At 56.0% G+C, this 20,329-nt stretch carries 19 protein-coding genes; 6 read left to right on the top strand and 13 right to left on the bottom strand.

The window, feature by feature from the left end; genetic code table 11:
• Window positions 1-35 precede the first annotated feature (35 nt).
• Genes creC through creA form a run of 3 tightly spaced genes read right to left on the bottom strand, consistent with a single transcriptional unit; the run spans window position 36 to window position 2,634 of the window.
• On the bottom strand, window positions 36-1,460 hold the full coding sequence (creC, locus tag N1249_RS03215) for a two-component system sensor histidine kinase CreC (protein WP_259834526.1): 1,425 nt from the start codon (window positions 1,458-1,460) through the stop codon (window positions 36-38).
• The gene (creB, locus tag N1249_RS03210; protein ID WP_259834523.1) at window positions 1,460-2,149 is read right to left on the bottom strand and encodes a two-component system response regulator CreB; all 690 of its coding nucleotides are present in this window, start codon (window positions 2,147-2,149) and stop codon (window positions 1,460-1,462) included. The genes creC and creB overlap by 1 nt, the downstream gene beginning before the upstream one ends.
• A gap of 14 nt (window positions 2,150-2,163) precedes the next feature.
• Window positions 2,164-2,634: a protein CreA gene (gene creA, locus N1249_RS03205; RefSeq protein WP_014068820.1), complete on the bottom strand. Its 471-nt coding sequence runs from the start codon at window positions 2,632-2,634 to the stop codon at window positions 2,164-2,166.
• Window positions 2,635-2,845: 211 nt separating this feature from the next.
• Between creA and robA the strand changes: the two genes are divergently transcribed.
• Window positions 2,846-3,715: an MDR efflux pump AcrAB transcriptional activator RobA gene (gene robA, locus N1249_RS03200; RefSeq protein WP_217187659.1), complete on the top strand. Its 870-nt coding sequence runs from the start codon at window positions 2,846-2,848 to the stop codon at window positions 3,713-3,715.
• Here robA and gpmB read toward each other — a convergent pair.
• Window positions 3,712-4,359, bottom strand: a complete 648-nt coding sequence (gpmB, locus tag N1249_RS03195; protein ID WP_259834519.1) for a 2,3-diphosphoglycerate-dependent phosphoglycerate mutase GpmB — start codon at window positions 4,357-4,359, stop codon at window positions 3,712-3,714. The two genes, robA and gpmB, sit on opposite strands and share 4 nt — an antisense overlap.
• Window positions 4,360-4,408: 49 nt before the next feature.
• Here gpmB and yjjX point away from each other — a divergent pair, with 49 nt between their 5' ends.
• On the top strand, window positions 4,409-4,924 hold the full coding sequence (gene yjjX / locus N1249_RS03190) for an inosine/xanthosine triphosphatase (RefSeq protein WP_259834516.1): 516 nt from the start codon (window positions 4,409-4,411) through the stop codon (window positions 4,922-4,924).
• A 27-nt stretch (window positions 4,925-4,951) separates the two neighbouring features.
• Here the strand turns inward: yjjX and trpR are convergent, their stop codons facing one another.
• Window positions 4,952-5,281 carry a trp operon repressor gene (gene trpR / locus N1249_RS03185; protein ID WP_259834514.1) on the bottom strand — a complete coding sequence of 110 codons (330 nt, stop codon included), beginning with the start codon at window positions 5,279-5,281 and terminating at the stop codon, window positions 4,952-4,954.
• A 55-nt stretch (window positions 5,282-5,336) separates the two neighbouring features.
• A complete protein-coding gene (gene sltY, locus N1249_RS03180) occupies window positions 5,337-7,274 on the bottom strand; it encodes a murein transglycosylase (RefSeq protein WP_259834512.1) in 1,938 nt (645 codons plus the stop codon).
• A 227-nt stretch (window positions 7,275-7,501) separates the two neighbouring features.
• Between sltY and ettA the strand changes: the two genes are divergently transcribed.
• A complete protein-coding gene (gene ettA, locus N1249_RS03175) occupies window positions 7,502-9,169 on the top strand; it encodes an energy-dependent translational throttle protein EttA (RefSeq protein ID WP_259834510.1) in 1,668 nt (555 codons plus the stop codon).
• Window positions 9,170-9,261: 92 nt separating this feature from the next.
• Here the strand turns inward: ettA and N1249_RS03170 are convergent, their stop codons facing one another.
• Window positions 9,262-10,161, bottom strand: coding sequence for a LysR family transcriptional regulator (locus tag N1249_RS03170; RefSeq protein ID WP_259834507.1), 900 nt, complete (start codon window positions 10,159-10,161; stop codon window positions 9,262-9,264).
• Window positions 10,162-10,269: 108 nt separating this feature from the next.
• Between N1249_RS03170 and N1249_RS03165 the strand changes: the two genes are divergently transcribed.
• On the top strand, window positions 10,270-11,271 hold the full coding sequence (locus N1249_RS03165; protein ID WP_259834504.1) for a zinc-binding alcohol dehydrogenase family protein: 1,002 nt from the start codon (window positions 10,270-10,272) through the stop codon (window positions 11,269-11,271).
• Between the two features lie 51 nt (window positions 11,272-11,322).
• Here the strand turns inward: N1249_RS03165 and nadR are convergent, their stop codons facing one another.
• The 3 genes from nadR to serB form a co-directional block, all read right to left on the bottom strand.
• Window positions 11,323-12,555, bottom strand: coding sequence for a multifunctional transcriptional regulator/nicotinamide-nucleotide adenylyltransferase/ribosylnicotinamide kinase NadR (gene nadR / locus N1249_RS03160; RefSeq protein ID WP_259834502.1), 1,233 nt, complete (start codon window positions 12,553-12,555; stop codon window positions 11,323-11,325).
• 38 nt (window positions 12,556-12,593) lie between these two features.
• Entirely contained in the window at window positions 12,594-13,979 is a 1,386-nt protein-coding gene (gene radA, locus N1249_RS03155) for a DNA repair protein RadA (RefSeq protein ID WP_217187665.1), read from the bottom strand.
• Window positions 13,980-14,052: 73 nt separating this feature from the next.
• The gene (serB, locus tag N1249_RS03150) at window positions 14,053-15,021 is read right to left on the bottom strand and encodes a phosphoserine phosphatase (RefSeq protein WP_259834498.1); all 969 of its coding nucleotides are present in this window, start codon (window positions 15,019-15,021) and stop codon (window positions 14,053-14,055) included.
• A 117-nt stretch (window positions 15,022-15,138) separates the two neighbouring features.
• Between serB and N1249_RS03145 the strand changes: the two genes are divergently transcribed.
• Both N1249_RS03145 and lplA read left to right on the top strand, forming a co-directional pair.
• Window positions 15,139-15,783: a YtjB family periplasmic protein gene (locus N1249_RS03145; protein WP_014068808.1), complete on the top strand. Its 645-nt coding sequence runs from the start codon at window positions 15,139-15,141 to the stop codon at window positions 15,781-15,783.
• Window positions 15,784-15,822: 39 nt separating this feature from the next.
• Window positions 15,823-16,839 carry a lipoate--protein ligase LplA gene (lplA, locus tag N1249_RS03140; RefSeq protein WP_259834495.1) on the top strand — a complete coding sequence of 339 codons (1,017 nt, stop codon included), beginning with the start codon at window positions 15,823-15,825 and terminating at the stop codon, window positions 16,837-16,839.
• Between the two features lie 61 nt (window positions 16,840-16,900).
• On the opposite strand, the gene deoD is transcribed toward lplA, so the two are convergent.
• The 3 genes from deoD to deoA form a co-directional block, all read right to left on the bottom strand.
• A complete protein-coding gene (deoD, locus tag N1249_RS03135; protein WP_100777730.1) occupies window positions 16,901-17,623 on the bottom strand; it encodes a purine-nucleoside phosphorylase in 723 nt (240 codons plus the stop codon).
• A 102-nt stretch (window positions 17,624-17,725) separates the two neighbouring features.
• Window positions 17,726-18,949: a phosphopentomutase gene (deoB, locus tag N1249_RS03130; RefSeq protein WP_259834492.1), complete on the bottom strand. Its 1,224-nt coding sequence runs from the start codon at window positions 18,947-18,949 to the stop codon at window positions 17,726-17,728.
• A gap of 53 nt (window positions 18,950-19,002) precedes the next feature.
• A complete protein-coding gene (gene deoA, locus N1249_RS03125) occupies window positions 19,003-20,325 on the bottom strand; it encodes a thymidine phosphorylase (RefSeq protein WP_259834491.1) in 1,323 nt (440 codons plus the stop codon).
• Window positions 20,326-20,329: the final 4 nt, after the last annotated feature.

Here is a 20,329-nt window from a genome sequence, read left to right as displayed (position 1 = left end):
AGAGCGTAACGAGGCTATGTGCGGCCAGTTTGAAGTTATGTGAAGTGAGGGTGAAGTGTCAGCGTCGCAATAGCGCCGCCCTCTTCCCGGTTGTGCAACGTTATCTCGCCCTGATGCAGACGCGCCACCTCCTGAACAAATGCCAGCCCCAGTCCGCTACTTTTCAGCCCGTTATCCCGCGGCAGTGAATAGAAGCGTTCAAAAACGCGCGCCAGCGCATAGTCCGGGATCCCGTTTCCGCTATCGGTCACGATAAGCTGCACCTGCTTTTGTACTTCGCGCGCAATCAGGCTAATGACGCCACCCGGCGGTGTAAAATCGATAGCGTTATCCAGTAAATTGCCCAGCGCCTGTTCGAGCAGGTCCGGATCGCCCGCGACACTGAGGGAAGTGTTGTCACAGATAAGCGTTATATTTTTCGCCGCCAGCAGTGCGGTGCGCGTGTCAGCGAGGCGCGTAAACAGCATATCGACACTGACGCTTACCGGCACAATCTCCACCCGGTTTTCAAGCCGCGCCTGCGTGAGCAGCTTTTCAACCAGCGACTGCATACGCGCGTTTTGCACCAGGATATTGTCAATAAACCGCGCGGCCACCTGCGGCGGCGGTTGCTCCGTGAGAATTTCTGCCGCCCCACGAATGGCGGCAATCGGGCTTTTCAGCTCGTGGGTGAGCGCATGGACATAGTGTTCAATGTAGTTTTTCCCCTCCAGACGGATGCGCATATTTTCCAGAGCCTGCGCCAGCTTGCGCAGTTCACTGCTGCCCGGGTTGGGTAACGGCAGCGGCGCATCGGTGGTCACCGAGTCAGCATAGCGTGACAGGGTGCCGATAGAACGGTTAATCCACCCTGCCACCACCAGACCAATCAGCAACGCAATGCCGAGCAGCGCGCCACCAGCCCACAGTATTCGCCGTTCACTACGGTGGATCACGGGAGCCATTGCCATATTCGGCTTCCCGACCGAGAGCACGCCGATAATCTTGCCCTGATCCCTGACCGGCGCGGCAACGTACATCACCGTACTCTCCGGGTCGTCAGGGTTGCTCAGGGTACTGCGCGCACCGTATTCACCACGAAGCGTCAGCCAGACGTCGTTCCAGCGGGAGTAATCTTTCCCTACGGCCAGACCGGCGGAATCAAACACCACCCTGCCCTGCGCGTCGGTCATGTAGACATGATATTCGTTGCGGACTTTGTGAATGCCGCCGATGTTGGCGCGAAAAGGCTGCTGATGAAGCTGTGAAAACGCCTGCGCCAGTTTGCCCCGCTGTGCATCACCCGAAAGCAAATCATCCCGCCCGACTTCGGCCAGCAACGTTGCGGTATCGATCAAGGTGCCTTCCGTTGCCCTGCGCACGCCGGGCTTCACTTCCTGGACGAAGATCGACAGCACGAACCACGCGGCGATGGCGACAATCAGGAAATATCCAAGCAGCAGCCGCATTCCAATGCGCATTAATAAAGTCCCAGACTGTAACCCATTCCGCGATGGGTGCTGATGGGCGAAAGCGCGTCATTTACCGCCCGCAGCTTGGCACGCAGGGTTTTGATGTGGGTGTCTACGGTACGATCAAAACTGTCGCCGTCGTCACCCCAGACTTTATCCATGAGCTGTTGGCGCGAAAACACGCGCCCCGGTGCCTGCAACAGGGTTTTGAGCAGCAGGAACTCGTAGCGGGTCAGCAGCAGAGGCTCTCCGCACCAGCTGATTCGGGCCGCAGGCTCGTTCAGCTCGAACTGCCCGATTCGGACGATTTCAGAGGGCGCGGCGGATTTTTGCATCCGTCGCAGGATAGTCCTTACCCGGGCGCACACTTCACGCGGCGAGAAGGGTTTGGCCACGTAGTCATCCGCACCCATTTCCAGGCCGAGCAGCTTGTCCACTTCATCACTGCGTGCCGTCAGAAACAGCACCGGCAGCGACGGATGCAGCGCCAGTAGCTGGCGACACAGTTCAAAGCCGCTGATATCCGGCAGGCCGACGTCCAGTATAGCCAGCGCGGGAACCTGCCGCCGCGCCTCTTCCAGCACCGGCAAACCGCGCTCAAACGCCTTCACCGTGAATCCTTCCTGCTGGAGCATGTAGATAAGCGTATCGGCGATGCTGATTTCGTCTTCAACCAGCCAGACCACAGGTAGTTGCATGATTCATCCCTGAATTAATGCCACGGCATAATCGGCACTGCGCTCAGCGCATTTTTCGGCGACCCTTCCACCACTTTGTCGGAGTACGCCAGGTACGCCAGGGTGTTGCGTTTGGCATCATAAAAACGCACCACTTGCAGCTTTTTGAACACCAGAGACGTGCGTTTCTGGAACACCACATCCCCCTGCGCTTTGCCGTTTTTGATTTTATCACTCAGCTCTACCGGGCCGACCTGCTGGCACGAGATAGCCGCATCAGAAGTATCTTCCGCCAGCCCCAGGCCGCCTTTAATACCGCCCGTTTTCGCCCGGCTGATATAGCAGGTGACGTTTTTCACGTCAGGATCATCGAAGGCTTCCACCACGATTTTGTGGTCAGGGCCGAACATTTTGAACACCGTATCAACAGAACCAATCTGTTCTGCCTGGGCCACACGGCCAACCATCAGCAAGGCGGCGGTTAAGATCAATGTCTTGTATTTCATATTGTTACCATTCTTTAAAATTACGCTGAGCGATTATTCAACAGGTTAGATAAAAATGTAGCAAGATCACAGGATTAGAATATATTCACCCATAATGTGCGGCAAAAAGCATTAATGAGCAAAAAAAACACTGAATGCTAAAACATCAAAAAATGCTATTATCCGCTAACCTGTTATCAGGCACCTGCTGTTTTAAGGATGAGGATAGTATATGGATCAGGCTGGAATTATTCGCGATCTGCTTACCTGGCTGGAAGGTCATCTGGACCAGCCTTTGTCACTGGATAATGTGGCGGCAAAAGCAGGCTATTCCAAGTGGCATCTGCAAAGGATGTTCAAGGATGTCACCGGTCATGCTATCGGTGCTTATATTCGCGCACGTCGTCTGTCAAAGTCTGCTGTCGCGCTGCGTCTTACCGCGCGGCCGATTCTGGATATTGCACTGCAATACCGTTTTGATTCACAGCAAACCTTCACCCGCGCCTTTAAAAAACAGTTCTCGTTGACGCCAGCGCTCTATCGCCGCTCGCCTGACTGGAGCTCTTTTGGTATGCGTCCGCCGCTGCGTCTGGGCGAGTTCGCTATGCCGAAATATGAAATCATTACGCTGCCAGAAACCCATCTGATTGGGACAACGCAAAGCTACTCCTGTTCTCTGGAGCAGATTTCCGAATTCCGTCACCAGATGCGCGTACAGTTCTGGCGCGATTTCCTGAGCCATGCGCCCGCCATTCCTCCGCTGCTTTATGGCCTGAACGAAACGCACCCTAGTCTTGAAAAAGACGACGAGCAGGAAGTGTTCTACACCACGGCGTTAACGCCGGATATGGCCAATGGCTACATCCAGGGCTCTAAATCCGTGGTGCTGGAAGGTGGTGAGTACGTCATGTTCACATATGAAGGTCTGGGGACGGGCGTTCAGGAGTTTATCCTGACCGTTTACGGCACCTGTATGCCGATGCTGAATCTGAATCGTCGTAAAGGCCAGGATATTGAGCGTTACTACCCGGCAAGCGATGTAAAACCGGAAGAACGCCCAATCAATCTGCGGATGGAATTTTTAATCCCTATCAGGCACTAACGCTGTAATTCATCCAGTGCAGGGGCATCGAGATGCGAAATGTCCCCTGCCATCTCCACAATCCAGCCAGACGCCAGCCACTGACTTTCCTGATAGTCGATTCGGGAAATAGAGCAATTACGCAGGCGCAAACGGCGCTCCGCATAAGCAGGCAAACCCAGAATCGTACTCACCAGGCAGCCCAGCGCGATACCGTGGCTCACCAGCAACGGGCGGCTTCCGGCCGGGAGCTTCAGGCACTCCGCCAGCGCAGCATGAATACGCACGCTCAGCTCCTGCATCGATTCACCTTCAGGAATTCGACCGTCTTCGGTACCGTTAACAAGCGTACGACGCCAGCCTTCTTCTTGTTCAGTCAGAGAATCGATATGGCGCTTTTCCAGCACGCCCATATCCAGCTCGCGCAGGCGCGGCTCCAGAGTAACGTCACAGCCGCAGGCATCAGCGATAATACGCGCTGTCTGTTGTGTGCGACCTAAGTCGCTTGCGATAACGTGAGTAATGCCCAGCGTTTTGGCGCGTTCCGCCACCTGCCACGCTTGTTGCACACCCTTGTCGGTGAGAGGACTGTCTGACTGGCCTTGAATACGTCGCTCGGCGTTCCACTGCGTTTCACCGTGGCGAACAAGGTATACCTGTAACATGCTTTTTTTCCGTTATACTGCGATGAGTTTTTTTGAATCGAGCTTAATTATGCACCATGTTGTCTCTGCTACCACTAATCCTGCCAAAATTCAGGCAATTCTAAGGGCATTTGAAGAGATCTTCGGCGAAGGATCCTGCCATATTGACGCCGTATCCGTCGAGAGCGGTGTCCCTGAACAACCGTTTGGAAGCGAGGAAACGCGCGCTGGCGCACGAAATCGCGTTGCCAATGCAAAGGCTGCTTGCCCTGATGCTGACTTTTGGGTCGCGATTGAAGCGGGTATCGACGAAGGCGCGACATTCAGCTGGGTGGTTATCGAAAACCGGGAACTGAGTGGCGAAGCACGCTCGGCTACGCTGCCCTTACCGGCCATTATTCTGGAAAAAGTGCGTGCGGGCGAAGCGCTCGGGCCGGTGATGTCGCAGTACACCGGTATCGATGAGATTGGTCGTAAGGAAGGGGCAATTGGCGTATTCACCGCCGGCGCATTGACGCGTTCAGGCGTGTACCACCAGGCGGTGATCCTGGCGTTAAGCCCGTTCCATAACGCGATTTATCGTTGAATGTGTCGGCCGGATAATGCGAAGCCGTCATCCGGCGTTTTTCAGCAATATCTCTTCAAGCCAGTGGCGCAGTTCAACCGGCGCAGACTTCAGGCTGTTTGATCCACGGGTGATCGTCGCGATACCTGCGCCCAGCTCGTTTTTCAGCTCGCGCTGGCTCATTTCGCCCCGCAGTAACTCTTCGATAATGCGCACGCGCGTGCCCAGAGCTTCACGCTCGTCGGGCGTCAGCATCAACTGTAATAGCGGTAAGTGCAGATCTTCTGCATAAGACTGACGGAGCAACTCCACAAAACGAAGCCACTCCTGGTTGCGTTGTTCGGCCATCGCCGATGAATAAGGGGAATGCTGGGTCATGTTATGCCGCCTGTTGTACTCATTAGCGAGTACAGCATAACACAACCCATGCCGATCAGTAACGTCTCTGCCACTCGGCATCGCTCATCAGGGTATCTTTCTGCCCCATGAAGTAGCGATAGTAGGCATCATAAGCCAGAACGTTCTTCACATATCCGCGGGTTTCAGAGAACGGAATACTCTCGACAAACGCCACGGCATCAATACGACCAGCACTATTACCAAGCCAGGTTCGAACACGCCCCGGCCCGGCGTTATACGCCGCCGAAGAGAAGATGCGGTTGTTACCAAACTGCTGATAAACATACTGCAAATAGCTGGTACCGATGTTGATGTTGGTATCCGGGTCAAGCAGCTGGACAGGATTGCTGTAACCTGGAATATTGAACATCTTCACGGTGTGCGTGGCGGTGCCCGGCATAATTTGCATCAGCCCGCTGGCCCCAACCGGTGAACGCACTTTCGGGTTCCAGGCGCTCTCCTGACGGGCGATCGCCATGGCATAGCTTTGCGGGATATCTTTGCCGCTGGTATAGCGATCGAACAGATCTTTATACGCCAGCGGGAAACGCTCCTCGAGATGATCCCACAGCTTACCGGCGATCGTCGCCTGCACGCTCAGATCCCACCAGTGATTATCAAAGGCATAGCGGGCCAGCTGCGCTTTTTCGTCCGTCGTGCGGCTGGTGACCAGGTTCGCCCACTCACTGCGCGCGGTGTTATCCATATTCCAGTACATCAGCTCACGAACGCGCGCCATTTCTGGCCCCTGAATCAGCTGTGCACTGGGGTTGCCTGGCGCTTTGTCGATGCGGAAGGTGTACTCTTCGCCCAGACGCTGCGCCGCAACCATCGGGTAGAAGCCGCGCTGCTGCATCAGAGAGTGGAGGATCTCTTTTGCTTCATCATCACGACCCCGCTCCAGCAGCAGGTCGGCCTGCCAGTAGCGCCATTCATCTTTCTCTTTCGCATCCATTGGCAGACGCGCCAGCCAGGTATTTAGCCCGCGGCGATCGCCGTTGCCCAGCGCCATCCGCACGCGGCGCTCCACCAGCGAGGTTGAGTTCGAACGCATCACCGCGTCATCGCGCCAGCGTGCCTGCTCGTCAGTAACATCCGTCCCCATCAATCGCCACGCCACAATATCGCGCAGCGCCTGGGTTTGCTCTTCGTTAAGCTGCTGTGCCTGCACCAGCTGCGGGATCATCAGCCGCGCGTTTTCCACATCGTCACGCGCTACGCTGGTAAAGGCCTCTGCCGCCATCTCGCGGGTGAAATCGGTGGCACCGGTAGTACGGGCAAAGGTCATGACCGAATTAGGATCGTTCGCAAGACCGATAACCGCGGTTGAAATGGTCTGGTAGTCCGACGGCATTTGCCCGGCAAGCGTCGTGACCAGACGTGTGTTACCGGCCTTCATCGCCAGACGAATACGCTCAAGATAGGCCAGGGGATCTTGTTTGCCGGATGCGCGCCAGGCGCCAAAGAGGGAATCACAGGCATTAGGCTGGTTTTTCCCGGTCAGCCACAGATCTTTTGCCCCTGCCCAGGCCTCTTCCTGCTGCCCGGTGGCCCATTTTGCGTAGTAGAAATTACACTGCGCTTCTGTAGTAGTCGGTTTTTCCGGGCTGAACGCTAACAGCCCGCGCCAGTCTTCACGTCGCGCCAGTTCGTTCACAAAACGAGACTGCAAGGTGCGCGCCGGGGGTAAGGTTGGGTTCGCCTGAATAAAGTTATTCACGGTAACCGTCGGTTGATTCATGAGATCGTCCGTAATCTGGCGATACTCCAGATACGGATACAGCGGATAATCTTTGAGTGTTGGCATCAGGGCCTGCACGGTATCCATCTGCTTGTTGTCCCACGCCTGCTTGATTTGCGCGTAGCGGTTACGTTGTTCATCCAGTGAATCGGCATGTACCGCCTGGCTTACCGCCATCACGCATACGCTGGCAGCCAGCAGACGCCAGACCACCTGTTTGGCTTTTTCCACAAGCTCTTCCTCATTGTTTTTTCATCAATTGCAGCGTCTTGCCACGTCAAAGTCTAATCAACTTATGCTAACCAGGCATCCGGCAACGCGCCACGTCATGGACACTTTTTTACCTTTCTTGCGCGTTTTAACACTCCTGACGTTCCTGGCTGTGATTAGGCCGGGAAAAAGGCTACACTTCGCAGCTGAAACCTATTTTCATTACGATAAAAGAGGCGAAGTCCAACGTGGCTCAATTCGTTTATACCATGCATCGTGTCGGCAAAGTTGTCCCGCCGAAACGTCATATTCTTAAAAATATCTCGCTGAGCTTCTTCCCGGGCGCAAAAATCGGTGTTCTGGGTCTCAACGGTGCCGGTAAGTCCACCCTGCTGCGCATCATGGCCGGCATCGATACAGACATCGAAGGTGAAGCCCGTCCGCAGCCTGGCATCAAAATCGGCTACCTGCCGCAGGAGCCTCAGCTGAACACGGAACACACTGTCCGTGAATCCGTTGAAGAAGCGGTATCCGAAGTGGTTAACGCGCTGAAAGGTCTGGACGAGGTGTATGCTAAATACGCTGAACCGGATGCAGATTTCGATAAGCTGGCCGCACAGCAAGGTAAGTTTGAAGAGATTATCCAGGCGCACGACGGCCACAACCTGAACGTGCAGCTGGAACGTGCTGCGGATGCACTGCGTCTGCCAGACTGGGATGCGAAAATCGCGAACCTGTCCGGTGGTGAACGCCGCCGCGTAGCGCTGTGCCGCCTGCTGCTGGAAAAACCAGACATGCTGCTGCTCGACGAACCAACCAACCACCTGGATGCAGAATCCGTGGCATGGCTGGAACGCTTCCTGCACGACTTCGAAGGCACCGTTGTGGCGATTACCCACGACCGTTACTTCCTCGACAACGTAGCAGGCTGGATCCTGGAGCTGGACCGTGGTGAAGGTATTCCGTGGGAAGGTAACTACTCCTCCTGGCTGGAGCAGAAAGATCAGCGTCTGGCGCAGGAAGCTTCGGCTGAAGCGGCGCGTCGCAAGTCTATCGAGAAAGAGCTGGAGTGGGTTCGTCAGGGCGCGAAAGGCCGTCAGTCTAAGGGCAAAGCCCGTCTGGCACGCTTCGAAGAGCTGAACAACACCGAATACCAGAAACGTAACGAAACCAACGAACTGTTTATTCCGCCTGGAGCACGTCTGGGGGATAAAGTGGTTGAAGTTACCAGCCTGCGTAAGTCCTACGGCGACCGTCTGCTGATCGACGACCTGACCTTCTCCGTACCGAAAGGCGCCATCGTGGGCATTATCGGTCCGAACGGCGCGGGTAAATCCACCCTGTTCCGCATGATGTCTGGCCAGGAACAGCCTGACAGCGGTTCTATCACCCTGGGTGATACCGTGAAGCTGGCCTCCGTTGACCAGTTCCGTGACGCGATGGATAACAGCAAAACCGTGTGGGAAGAAGTGTCCGGCGGTCTGGATATCATGCGTATCGGTAACACCGAGATGCCAAGCCGCGCCTATGTTGGCCGCTTTAACTTCAAAGGCACCGACCAGGGTAAACGCGTAGGCGAGCTGTCCGGTGGTGAGCGTGGTCGTCTGCATCTGGCAAAACTGTTGCAGGTTGGCGGCAACGTTCTGCTGCTCGATGAACCAACCAACGACCTGGACATCGAAACCCTGCGCGCGCTGGAAAACGCCCTGCTGGAGTTCCCGGGCTGTGCAATGGTTATCTCGCACGACCGTTGGTTCCTTGACCGTATCGCGACCCACATTCTGGATTACCAGGATGAAGGTAAAGTGGAGTTCTTCGAAGGTAACTTCACCGAATACGAAGAGTACAAGAAACGCACGCTGGGCGCAGACGCGCTGGAGCCGAAGCGTATTAAGTACAAGCGTATTGCTAAGTAAGTGCCCGACTGCCGGGTGGCGGCTTCGCCTTACCCGGCCTACGGTATTGTGCAGTATGTAGGCCGGGTAAGCGTTAGCGCCACCCGGCTTTTTTATTTCCCCACGTAAAACCGCTTCACCTCATCAAACTGCATCGCAAAGTCGATATAGCTCATTAGCGCAGGCGAATTCAGCTTGCGGCTCGGATAGGCCAGCCACAGGTCATTCCCCTCAACATTCCACTCTGGCAGCACCTTAACCAACGCCCCCTTTTCCACCTTATCTTCAAGCAAAAAAGCAGGCAGCAGCGTAATGCCGGCACCGGCAATGGCACATTCGCGGGCGTACACCAGGTTATCCGTCATATGGGCGTTATCCGGCAGATAGCGGTAATCCTCGCTCTCGCTTTGTAACAGCCATTCTGACCACGACTTATGGGTAATACAGCGATGCTCTACCAGCTGACGGGGATGGCTAAGCAGCTCCCTCTGTGCCAGATAGCCGGGCGAGGCCAGCATATAGCGCGGGCAGTGCCCAATCATGCGGCCAATCAGCGAGGAATCCTGCGGCTTGCCGGTACGCAGCGCCACGTCGAACCCGGACTCCACCAGGTCGAGCACATCGTCAGAGATAGAAACATCCAGCGAGACATCCGGGTAGCGTAACTGGAACTCAGCATTCATATGCGCCAGCAGCGTCGCGCCAATCCCTGCCGGGCTTGTGATCCGCAGCCGCCCGCTGGGGTTTTCCCGCAGCCGCTGAATGGCGTACTCGGCCCTTTCACTCGCCGCCAGCATCTCGCGGCAATGCACCAGATAATGCTCGCCCGCAAAGGTCAGGTTGAGCTTGCGCGTAGTGCGGTTCAACAGCCTGATCCCCACCTGCTGTTCAAGCTGGCTGATACGCTGGCTCACGCTGGATTTTGGCAGCCCGGCCTTTTGCGCTGCCGCAGTAAAGCTGCCCATTTCTGCCACCAGCGCAAACAGCGCCATATCCTGAAGCTGCTTAAACATGATTGTTCACCCTGTACGAACACTTCGTTCTTGATTGTCCATCTTATCACGCAACTGACCACTTAATAGACTAGCCTCAACAAAACGCATTCCATTGAGGAGCTCACCATGTCAGTTAAAGCCATTGCCGTTAACCCAGAAAACCCCGCTGTTTTTATCGAAATTTCCCGGCCAATGCCACAGCCCGGCGAACACGACCTGCTGGTCGAGGTGAAAGCCGTGTCTATCAACCCGGTCGATACCAAAGTGCACGCGGGCATTGCCAGAAATGGCCTGAAAGACCCACGTATTCTTGGCTGGGATGCCAGCGGCATCGTTAAATCAGTGGGCGCAAACGTGACCGGATTCAGGCCGGGAGATGAAGTGTGGTACGCAGGTGACATCACCCGCCCGGGCAGCAACACCACGCATCAGCTGATTGACGCGCGTATCGTCGGGCATAAGCCCGCAAATCTGGGCTGGGCCGCTGCGGCTGCATTACCACTGACCGCCCTGACGGCATGGGAAGGGCTGTTTGAGCGGCTGAACATTCAGGATGGCGGGCAGGATAAAACGCTGTTGATCATCGGTGGTGCGGGCGGCGTGGGATCGCTTGCGATCCCCTTTGCGAAGCACAACAGCAAGGTAAAATTGATCGCTACCGCCTCGCGGGAAGATTCGGCTCAGTGGTGCCTCGATCGCGGTGCAGACATGGTAGTGAACTACCGCGATCTGAAGGGCGAACTGGCCAAACAGGGCATCACCTTTGTGGATTATATTTTCATCCTCAATGATACCGACGGCCACTGGGATGCGGTGAGCGACCTGATCGCGCCCCAGGGGCACATCTGCACCATCGTCGAGAACGAAGGCCCGCTGGATCAGAGCAAACTCAAATCCAAATCCGCCGCGCTGCACTGGGAGTTTATGTACACCCGCAGCATGTACCAGACCGCCGATATGGCACGCCAGGGCGAGATCTTAAACGAGGTGGCGAAGCTGGTAGATAACGGCGTGGTGGAAAGCTCGCTCAGCGAAACACTGCACGGGTTGAGCGTGGAAAGCATCAGTGAGGCACATCGTAAAGTGCTGGACGGGCATATGCGCGGGAAAGTGGTGGTTGAGTACTGAGTTGCCGGGTCCCCTCTCCCCAATGGGGAGAGGGTTAGGGTAAGGGGGAAGTTACCCCTGCTCGCCCATCATTTCCTTCACCAGCTCCACACAGCGCAGGAAGCGATTGTCATAGTCGGACTCTTCGACATGGACAAACTCCACGTTGTTCTCACGCAGCATCTCCACCAGCATGGTCTGGAACTCTTTTCGGTCTACCGAGCTGCCAAGGCTGCGCATCCCATCGGCCACCCACGGCGTGTTGTTTTCCAGCAGGATCACCAGGTCGAAGCGGTATTCATCAATCAGCGCCTGGACGAACGGGTGCTCGCGCCCTTCGTACTTTTTACAGAACGCCTGCGTGGTGACGAAATCGGTATCGATAAACGCCACCTTATTGGCGTATTTCACGGCAAAATCAATGTACTGCGCGTGTCCAAGGGCAATCTTATCGTAGTCGGAATACTGGAGTGCCATCTCATCCCCACCCAGATGGGAGAAGACATAATCACGTCCGTACTCCCAGGCACTGGTGGTGTTAAAGATGTTCGCCAGCTTGTTGACCAGCGTCGACTTACCGCTCGACTCCCCGCCCAGAATGGCTACCGTACGCACAAAAAACGGTTTCACTTCGGTTGGAATGTAATCCCAGTAGCGGAACGGGTTTTCACGGATCTGCGCCCCGCTGATGCTCATAAAGGTGCGTTTTGGATCGATAAGCACCGTTTCGGTACCCAGATGCTCGCGGAACTGCGGGGCATCAAGCTCTTCAGAGGTGTAGATCCAGTCAGGTGCGATCCCCTTCTCTTCCATAAAGGCTTTCACGCCATTGCTCCACACGTCCCAGCCGTGCGGGTACGGCTCCATCCCTTCTTCATTGAACGCATGAATACGAATATTTTTCTGATATTTAAAGGTCTGGAGCAGCCAGCGCAGGCGATCCGGCACCGTCGGCTGTTGCGACATGGCGCTGTCTTCGAACAATTCGCGGTCACGTTTTTCGTCGTAACCCATGATGATGTGCAGCTCATCAACCTGGCTACAGGCACGCTGGATCAGGTAGATATGCCCGGTATGCAGCGGGTAAAACTTGCCGAAAACCACGCCGATGTTCTTTTGCATACGCGGGAATTCAAGCCCCAGGAAGCGATGCAATGCTTCCAGCTTTTGCGCACTGGGGCTTTTGATTTTGGCATTCAGCAGCTGGCTCAGATAGCCTTTGGTCATACCGCTGGCATCCGCCACCTGCTGCAAGGTGCAGCCTTTCTGGCGGATTGCGGTCTTGAGATAGTCAAATGCTGACATTAATTACGGTGCCTCCTGCAACATCGTGACGGGTATAATTATAAGTCGTCAAAGACACTTAATGCATCTGCGAGTTTCTTCACGCCAAAGACCTGCATCCCTTCCGGAATTTTTTTCGGCACGTTCGCCGCTGGCACAATGGCCCGACGGAACCCATGTTTGGCCGCCTCAGAGATACGCTCCTGGCCGCTTGGCACCGGGCGAATTTCCCCGGCAAGGCCTACTTCGCCAAAGACCACCAGATCCTGAGGAAGTGGCCTGTCGCGCAGGCTGGACACCATCGCCAGCAGCAAGGCGAGGTCAGCGCTGGTTTCGGTGACTTTCACACCGCCCACCACGTTAACAAAGACATCCTGATCCGCCATTTGCAGGCCACCGTGACGGTGCAACACGGCCAGCAGGATAGCTAACCGGTTCTGCTCCAGGCCAACCGCCACGCGCCGCGGGTTGCCCATCATCGACACGTCCACCAGCGCCTGAATTTCAACGAGCAGCGGGCGCGTCCCTTCCCAGAGCACCATCACCGAACTGCCGGAGGTGACTTCATCACCACGGCTGAGGAAGATGGCTGACGGGTTACTGACTTCACGCAGCCCCTGTTCGGTCATGGCAAAGACGCCCAGCTCATTTACCGCGCCAAAGCGGTTTTTATGGCTACGCAGCGTACGGAAACGGGAGTCCGCATCGCCGTCGAGCATCACCGAACAGTCGATACAGTGTTCGAGCACTTTTGGCCCGGCAAGCGACCCATCTTTGGTCACGTGGCCGACCATCACAATCGCCACGCCGCGCGTTTTGGCAAAACGCGTCAGATAAGCTGCGGTTTCGCGCACCTGAGCCACGCTGCCCGGCGAAGACTGGATATCCGCCATGTGCATCACCTGGATGGAGTCGATCACCATCAGCTTCGGCTGCTCTTCTTCAGCGATCATACAGATCTGTTCGATGCTGGTTTCCGAGAGCATGTTCAGGTTACCGGTCGGCAGACCCAGACGGTGCGCACGCATCGCCACCTGCTGCAATGACTCTTCCCCCGTGACGTACAGGGTTTTCATCTGCTCGGCGAGTTTGCACAGGGTTTGCAGCAACAGGGTCGATTTGCCCGCCCCCGGGTTACCACCGATGAGAATGGCGCTCCCCGGCACCACACCACCGCCAAGCACACGGTCGAACTCTTTGAATCCGGTAGAGAAACGTGGCAACTCTTCCAGGCTGATGTCCGAGAGCTTCTGAACTTTCGCCACACCGGCATTTCCCGCATAGCCGCTCAGGCGTTCATTGCGGGCAACGCTCGGCGAAGCCGCCACACCACGCACTTCGGTAATGGTGTTCCAGGCATGACAGGCACTGCATTGCCCCTGCCAGCGTGGATAATCCGCACCACATTCATTACAGACAAATGCGCGTTTTGGAGCTTTCGCCACGGTTTACCTCGTTATTTCAGTGCCGCCTGTGAGCCGGGTGACGCTCACGCTGACCCGGCCTACAAACGCAAAACTATTTCTGATTGATGCTGCCAGAGAGAATGCAGAACACCCCCATCAGGTCAGCATGACGGATAGTGACTTCCGTCTTTTCATTCACTTTTGGCTTGGCATGGTAAGCAATGCCAAGACCCGCTGCTTTGATCATCGGCAGATCGTTGGCACCATCGCCAATCGCCACGGTCTGCACGACCGGAATTTCATATTTCTCTGCCAGACGGTTCAGCGTATTGGCTTTGTACTGGGCGTCCACGATATCGCCAATCACCTGACCGGTGAGTTTGCCATCCATGATTTCCAGCTCGTTCGCCACCACGGTGGTCAGACGCAGCTTGTCACGCAGGTAATCGGCAAAGAAGGTGAAACCTCCAGACGCGATTGCGACTTTCCAGCCCAGCGTTTCCAGCTTCAGCACCAGCTGCGTCAGCCCTGGCATCAGCGGCAGCTCATCACGCACCTGACGCAGAATGTTGGCATCAGCCCCTTTCAGGGTCGCCACGCGTTGTCTGAGACTTGCAGTGAAGTCCAGTTCACCGCGCATCGCACGTTCTGTAACTTCCGCTACCAGCTCGCCGCTGCCGGCCAGTTTGGCGATTTCGTCGATGCACTCGATCTGGATGGCGGTAGAGTCCATGTCCATGACCAGTAAACCAGGTGTTTTCAGATGCGGGATTTTGCCCAGCGGGGCGACGTCCAGCCCGGCATCGTGCGCCAGGCGCGTGGCGCGCTGCGTCAGGGAGCCGGCCAGGCGAATAACCTGGTAATCTTCCACGCACCAGGCCGCGACAATCACCATCGCCGCACCCAGCCTGGTTTGATATTGCGTCAGGCGTTGCTTGTCCAGGCCACGTCCGTACAGCAGCCAGCCGCTACGACCGGCGTGGTAATCCAGAGGCATCACCTCATCACCACTTAAAGAGAGCGGCAATCCTGGCCATAAAGAGACATCCGTTGGCAGGTCGCACCAGGTAATGTTCGGCATTGAAGCTCCTGTAATTTCGTTCGCGCCGGAAGGTTCCAGAGGGAAAATAACGCATGAGGCTACCCTGTAACCATCACTTCTGGCAACATTAAGCCGTAAATTTTCAGCAGGTGGAATATGGCTCGCGCAAAACTGAAATTCCGGCTTCATCGCGCCGTGATTGTTCTTATCTGTCTGGCGCTCCTGGTGGCGCTGATGCAAGGGGCATCATGGTTTAGCCAGAATCATCAACGGCAACGCAATCCGCAACTTGAAGAACTTGCCCGCACGCTGGCGCGCCAGGTGACCCTTAACGTTGCGCCGTCTATGCGTACGGAAACGCCGGACGACAAGCGGATAGGCCAGGTATTACGCCTGCTGACGGAGAATAGCCGTATTCTGGACGCCGGGGTCTATGACGAACAGGGCGACCTGATCGCCCGCGCCGGTGAGCACGTCGACGTGCGCGACAGGCTGGCGCTGGACGGTAAAAAAGCCGGGGGCTACTTCAACCAGCAAATCGTCGAACCGATTCAGGGGAAAAATGGCCCGCTGGGCTATTTGCGCCTGACGCTCGACACCCACACGCTGCCTACCGAAGCCAAACAGGTGGATAACACCACCAATATTCTGCGCCTGATGTTGCTGCTTTCGCTGGCCATTGGCGTGGTGCTGGCGCGTACCCTGTTGCAGGGGAAACGCACACGCTGGCAGCAATCGCCCTTCCTGCTGACCGCCAGCAAATCGATTCCCGAAGAGGAAGAGAGCGAGAAGAAAGATTAGTGATAAAGTAGGCGAATGATTCGGAAAAGGAACTTTGCCATGACGACATTACGCCTGCTTATCTCTGACTCGTACGATCCCTGGTTTAACCTCGCGGTGGAAGAGTGCATCTTCCGCCAGATGCCCGCTACCCAACGCGTGCTTTTCCTGTGGCGTAACGCCGATACCGTGGTCATTGGCCGGGCGCAAAACCCATGGAAAGAGTGCAACACGCGGCGTATGGAAGAGGATAACGTCCGTCTGGCACGCCGAAGCAGCGGGGGTGGCGCGGTATTTCACGACCTGGGTAATACCTGCTTTACCTTTATGGCGGGTAAACCGGAGTACGACAAAACCATCTCCACGGCCATTGTGCTCAACGCCCTGAATGCGCTTGGCGTTCAGGCTGAAGCGTCCGGGCGTAACGATCTGGTGGTCAGCACTGAGGAAGGCGATCGTAAGGTTTCCGGCTCGGCGTATCGCGAAACCAAAGACCGCGGTTTCCATCACGGCACGCTGCTGCTCAACGCCGATCTCAGCCGTCTGGCCAACTATCTCAACCCGGACAAGAAAAAGCTTCAGGCCAAAGGCATCACCTCCGTGCGCGGCCGCGTCGCGAATCTGGTTGAACTGCTGCCTGGCGTCACGCACGAACAGATTTGCGATGCTATCCGCGAGGCGTTCTTTGCCTATTACGGCGAACGCGTCGAAGCAGAGGTGATTTCACCCGACAAAACGCCCGATCTGCCGAACTTCGCGGAAACTTTCGCCCGTCAGAGCAGCTGGGAGTGGAACTTTGGTCAGGCACCGGCGTTCTCTCACCTGCTGGATGAGCGCTTTACCTGGGGCGGCGTGGAGCTGCATTTTGACGTTGAGAAAGGTCATATCACCCGGACACAGGTCTTTACCGATAGCCTGAACCCGGCCCCGTTAGAAGCGCTGGCGGCACGTTTGCAGGGCTGTCTTTATCACCCGGACGTACTTCAACAGGAGTGTGATGCGTTGTTGGTGGATTTCCCGGAACAGGAAAAAGAGCTGCGTGAATTGTCGGCGTGGATTGCGCGGGCTGTTCGCTAGGTGCGGCCTGGTGCCCTCACCCCGGCCCTCTCCCACAGGGAGAGGGAGGGAAGAGACAGAATTACTCTTTATCGCCCAGCAGAACGGATTCCAGCGCGATTTTGATCATGTCGTTGAAGGTGGTCTGACGCTCAGCCGCAGTGGTCTGCTCGTGCGTACGGATGTGGTCAGACACGGTGCAGATGGTCAGCGCTTTTGCACCAAACTCAGCCGCTACGCCGTAGATACCTGCCGCTTCCATTTCCACGCCCAGGATGCCGTATTTTTCCATCACGTCGAACATTTCACCGCCATCTGGTGCATAGAACAGATCGGCAGAGAAGATGTTGCCCACGCGAGCATCAACGCCCAGCGCTTTGGCTGCGTCAACCGCGTTACGCACCATGCCAAAGTCTGCAATCGCAGCAAAGTCATGATCTTTGAAACGCATACGGTTTACTTTAGAATCGGTGCACGCACCCATGCCGATAACCACGTCACGCAGCTTAACGTCCATACGAACCGCGCCGCAGGAGCCTACACGGATGATTTTCTTCACGCCGAAATCGGTGATCAGCTCTTTAGTGTAGATGGAGCAGGATGGGATACCCATACCGTGACCCATGACAGAGATTTTGCGGCCTTTGTAAGTCCCGGTGAAGCCCAACATGCCACGCACGTTGTTCACTTCACGCACGTCTTCCAGGAAGGTTTCAGCAATGTGCTTCGCACGCAGCGGGTCGCCTGGCATCAGAACAACGTCAGCGAAATCGCCCATTTCTGCGTTAATGTGTGGAGTTGCCATCTTCAGTTCCTTTTATATTGTTGTTTTGCCGGGTGGCGGCTGCGCCTTACCCGGCTTACAAAACCGTAGGCCCGGTAAGCGAAGCGCCACCGGGCAATGACATCAGAACATGGCCTTGCCATATTCCATGTCGGACGTACCAAAGTATTTTGCAATTGTCTGGCCAATATCCGCGAAGGTTTCACGGTGGCCCAGAGAACCCGGTTTCACTTTTGGACCATACACCAGCACCGGAATGTGCTCACGGGTGTGGTCAGTACCGGTCCAGCTTGGGTCACAGCCGTGGTCAGCGGTCAGGATCAGAATGTCATCTTCACCCACCAGCTCCATCAGCTCTGGCAGACGGCGGTCGAACAGCTCCAGACCCGCAGCATAACCAGCGATATCACGACGGTGTCCCCAGGAGGAGTCGAAATCCACGAAGTTGGTGAAGACAATGGTCTTGTCGCCCGCTTCTTTCATCTCTTTGATGGTGGCATCGAACAGCGCATCCAGACCAGTGGCTTTCACTTTTTTGGTGATACCGCAGTTGGCATAGATATCCGCGATTTTACCCACGGAAACCACGTGGCCGTCTTTCTCTTCAACCAGTTTTTGCAGCACCGTCGGTGCCGGCGGCTCAACGGCCAGGTCATGACGGTTGCCGGTACGCTGGAAGTTACCCGCTTTGTCGCCGATAAACGGACGCGCGATAACACGGCCAATGTTGTAGCCGCCTTCGGTCAGCTCTTCACGGGCGATTTCGCACAGCTCGTACAGCTTATCCAGGCCGTAGGTCTCTTCGTGGCAGGCAATCTGGAACACGGAGTCAGCAGAGGTATAGAAAATCGGTTTGCCGGTTTTCATATGCTCTTCACCGAGCTCATCCAGAATCACGGTACCGGAGGAGTGGCAGTTACCGAGGTAACCCGGCAGGTTTGCGCGTTTCACCAGTTTATCCAGCAGCTCCTGCGGGAAGCTGTTCTGGTGATCGGAGAAGTAGCCCCAGTCGAACAGAACCGGAACACCAGCGATTTCCCAGTGGCCAGACGGCGTATCTTTACCGGAAGAGAGCTCGTGCGCCCAGGCGTATGCGCCCACCACTTCCGCGTTCGCGTCCATACCGGCTGCGATTTTACCGGTAGAGCCTTCATGCGCTTTCACCAGGCCGAGGCTGGTCAGGTTTGGCAGAGTCAGAGGGCCTTTACGACCGTTGTCCGCTTCGCCTTTGGCACAGGCTTCAGCGATGTGACCCATGGTATCGGAACCCACGTCACCAAAACGTTCTGCATCTTCGGTTGCGCCGATGCCGAATGAGTCCAGCACCATAATAAATGCACGTTTCATAATTGTTCTCCGTACGTAGTGCTTCAAAAAATAGCGATCAGATCAGTATACAGTTATTCGGTGATGCGACGATAGACCGAAGGTGAGCTTTCTGGTGCTTTATCGTCAAGCACAATGGCCGCTTTCACCGCCTTCGCCGCTTCCTGCCAGCTGTTTTCATCTTTCGCGTGGATTACCGCCAGCGGACGTTGGCCGTCAACGCTGTCGCCCAGGCGAACCATATCGGTAAAGCCAACGCTGTAATCAATCGTGTCCGAAGCCTGACGGCGACCGCCGCCCATCGACACCACGGCCATGCCGAGCGCACGGGTGTCCATGGTGGAAATAAAACCTTCGGTATCGGCATAAACCGCTTTGCTGAGCGTCGCAGTCGGCAGGTATTTCGCGTAGTTTTCCACGAAATCAGTTGGGCCTTTCTGCGCGGCCACCATGCGACCGAAGATCTCCGCCGCTTTGCCGTTATCCAGCACGGCCTGCAATTTCGCCCGCGCTTCGGCATCGTCTTTGGCAAGCTTGCCGGAGATAAGCATCTCAACGCACAGCGCCATAGTGACGTCGAACAGACGTGGGTTACGGTACTCACCTGTCAGGAACTGCACGGCTTCACGCACTTCAACGGCATTACCTGCGCTGGATGCCAGCACCTGATTCATGTCCGTCAGCAGCGCAGTGGTGCGCACGCCAGCACCGTTGGAGACGCCAACGATCGCTTCGGCAAGCTGGGCAGAAAGTTCATAGGTTGGCATAAACGCCCCGCTGCCCACTTTCACGTCCATCACCAGCGCATCCAGGCCTTCTGCCAGTTTTTTGGCGAGGATCGAGGCGGTGATCAGCGGGATGGAGTCAACGGTCGCGGTAATATCGCGGGTGGCGTAGAAACGCTTGTCTGCCGGTGCAAGAGAGCTGGTCTGGCCGATAATTGCCACACCAACGTCTTTAATAATTTCGCGGAAGCGATTGTCATCCGGGAAGATGTCGAAGCCCGGAATGGCTTCCAGTTTGTCGAGCGTGCCGCCGGTGTGACCCAGGCCACGCCCGGAGATCATCGGGATATAACCACCGCAGGCCGCAACCATTGGGCCAAGCATCAGTGAGGTAACGTCACCCACACCACCGGTAGAGTGTTTATCAACAATCGGGCCGTTAAGGTTGAGGCTTTTCCAGTCCAGAACGGTCCCTGAATCTCGCATCGCCATGGTCAACGAGACACGCTCAGGCATCGACATATCATGGAAGAAGATGGTCATCGCCAGAGCAGCAATTTGCCCTTCAGAGACGGTGTTATCGCGAATGCCGTTGATAAAGAAGCGGATCTCTTCGTCGCTTAATGCATGACCATCACGTTTTTTACGAATAATTTCTTGTGCGAGAAACACGGTA

This window comes from Enterobacter sp. CP102 (assembly GCF_025152625.1).
In the GTDB taxonomy this organism is placed as follows: Bacteria; Pseudomonadota; Gammaproteobacteria; order Enterobacterales; family Enterobacteriaceae; genus Enterobacter; species Enterobacter soli.
Note: the sequence above shows the minus strand (reverse complement) of the source record. Positions and strands in the feature narration are given on the sequence as shown.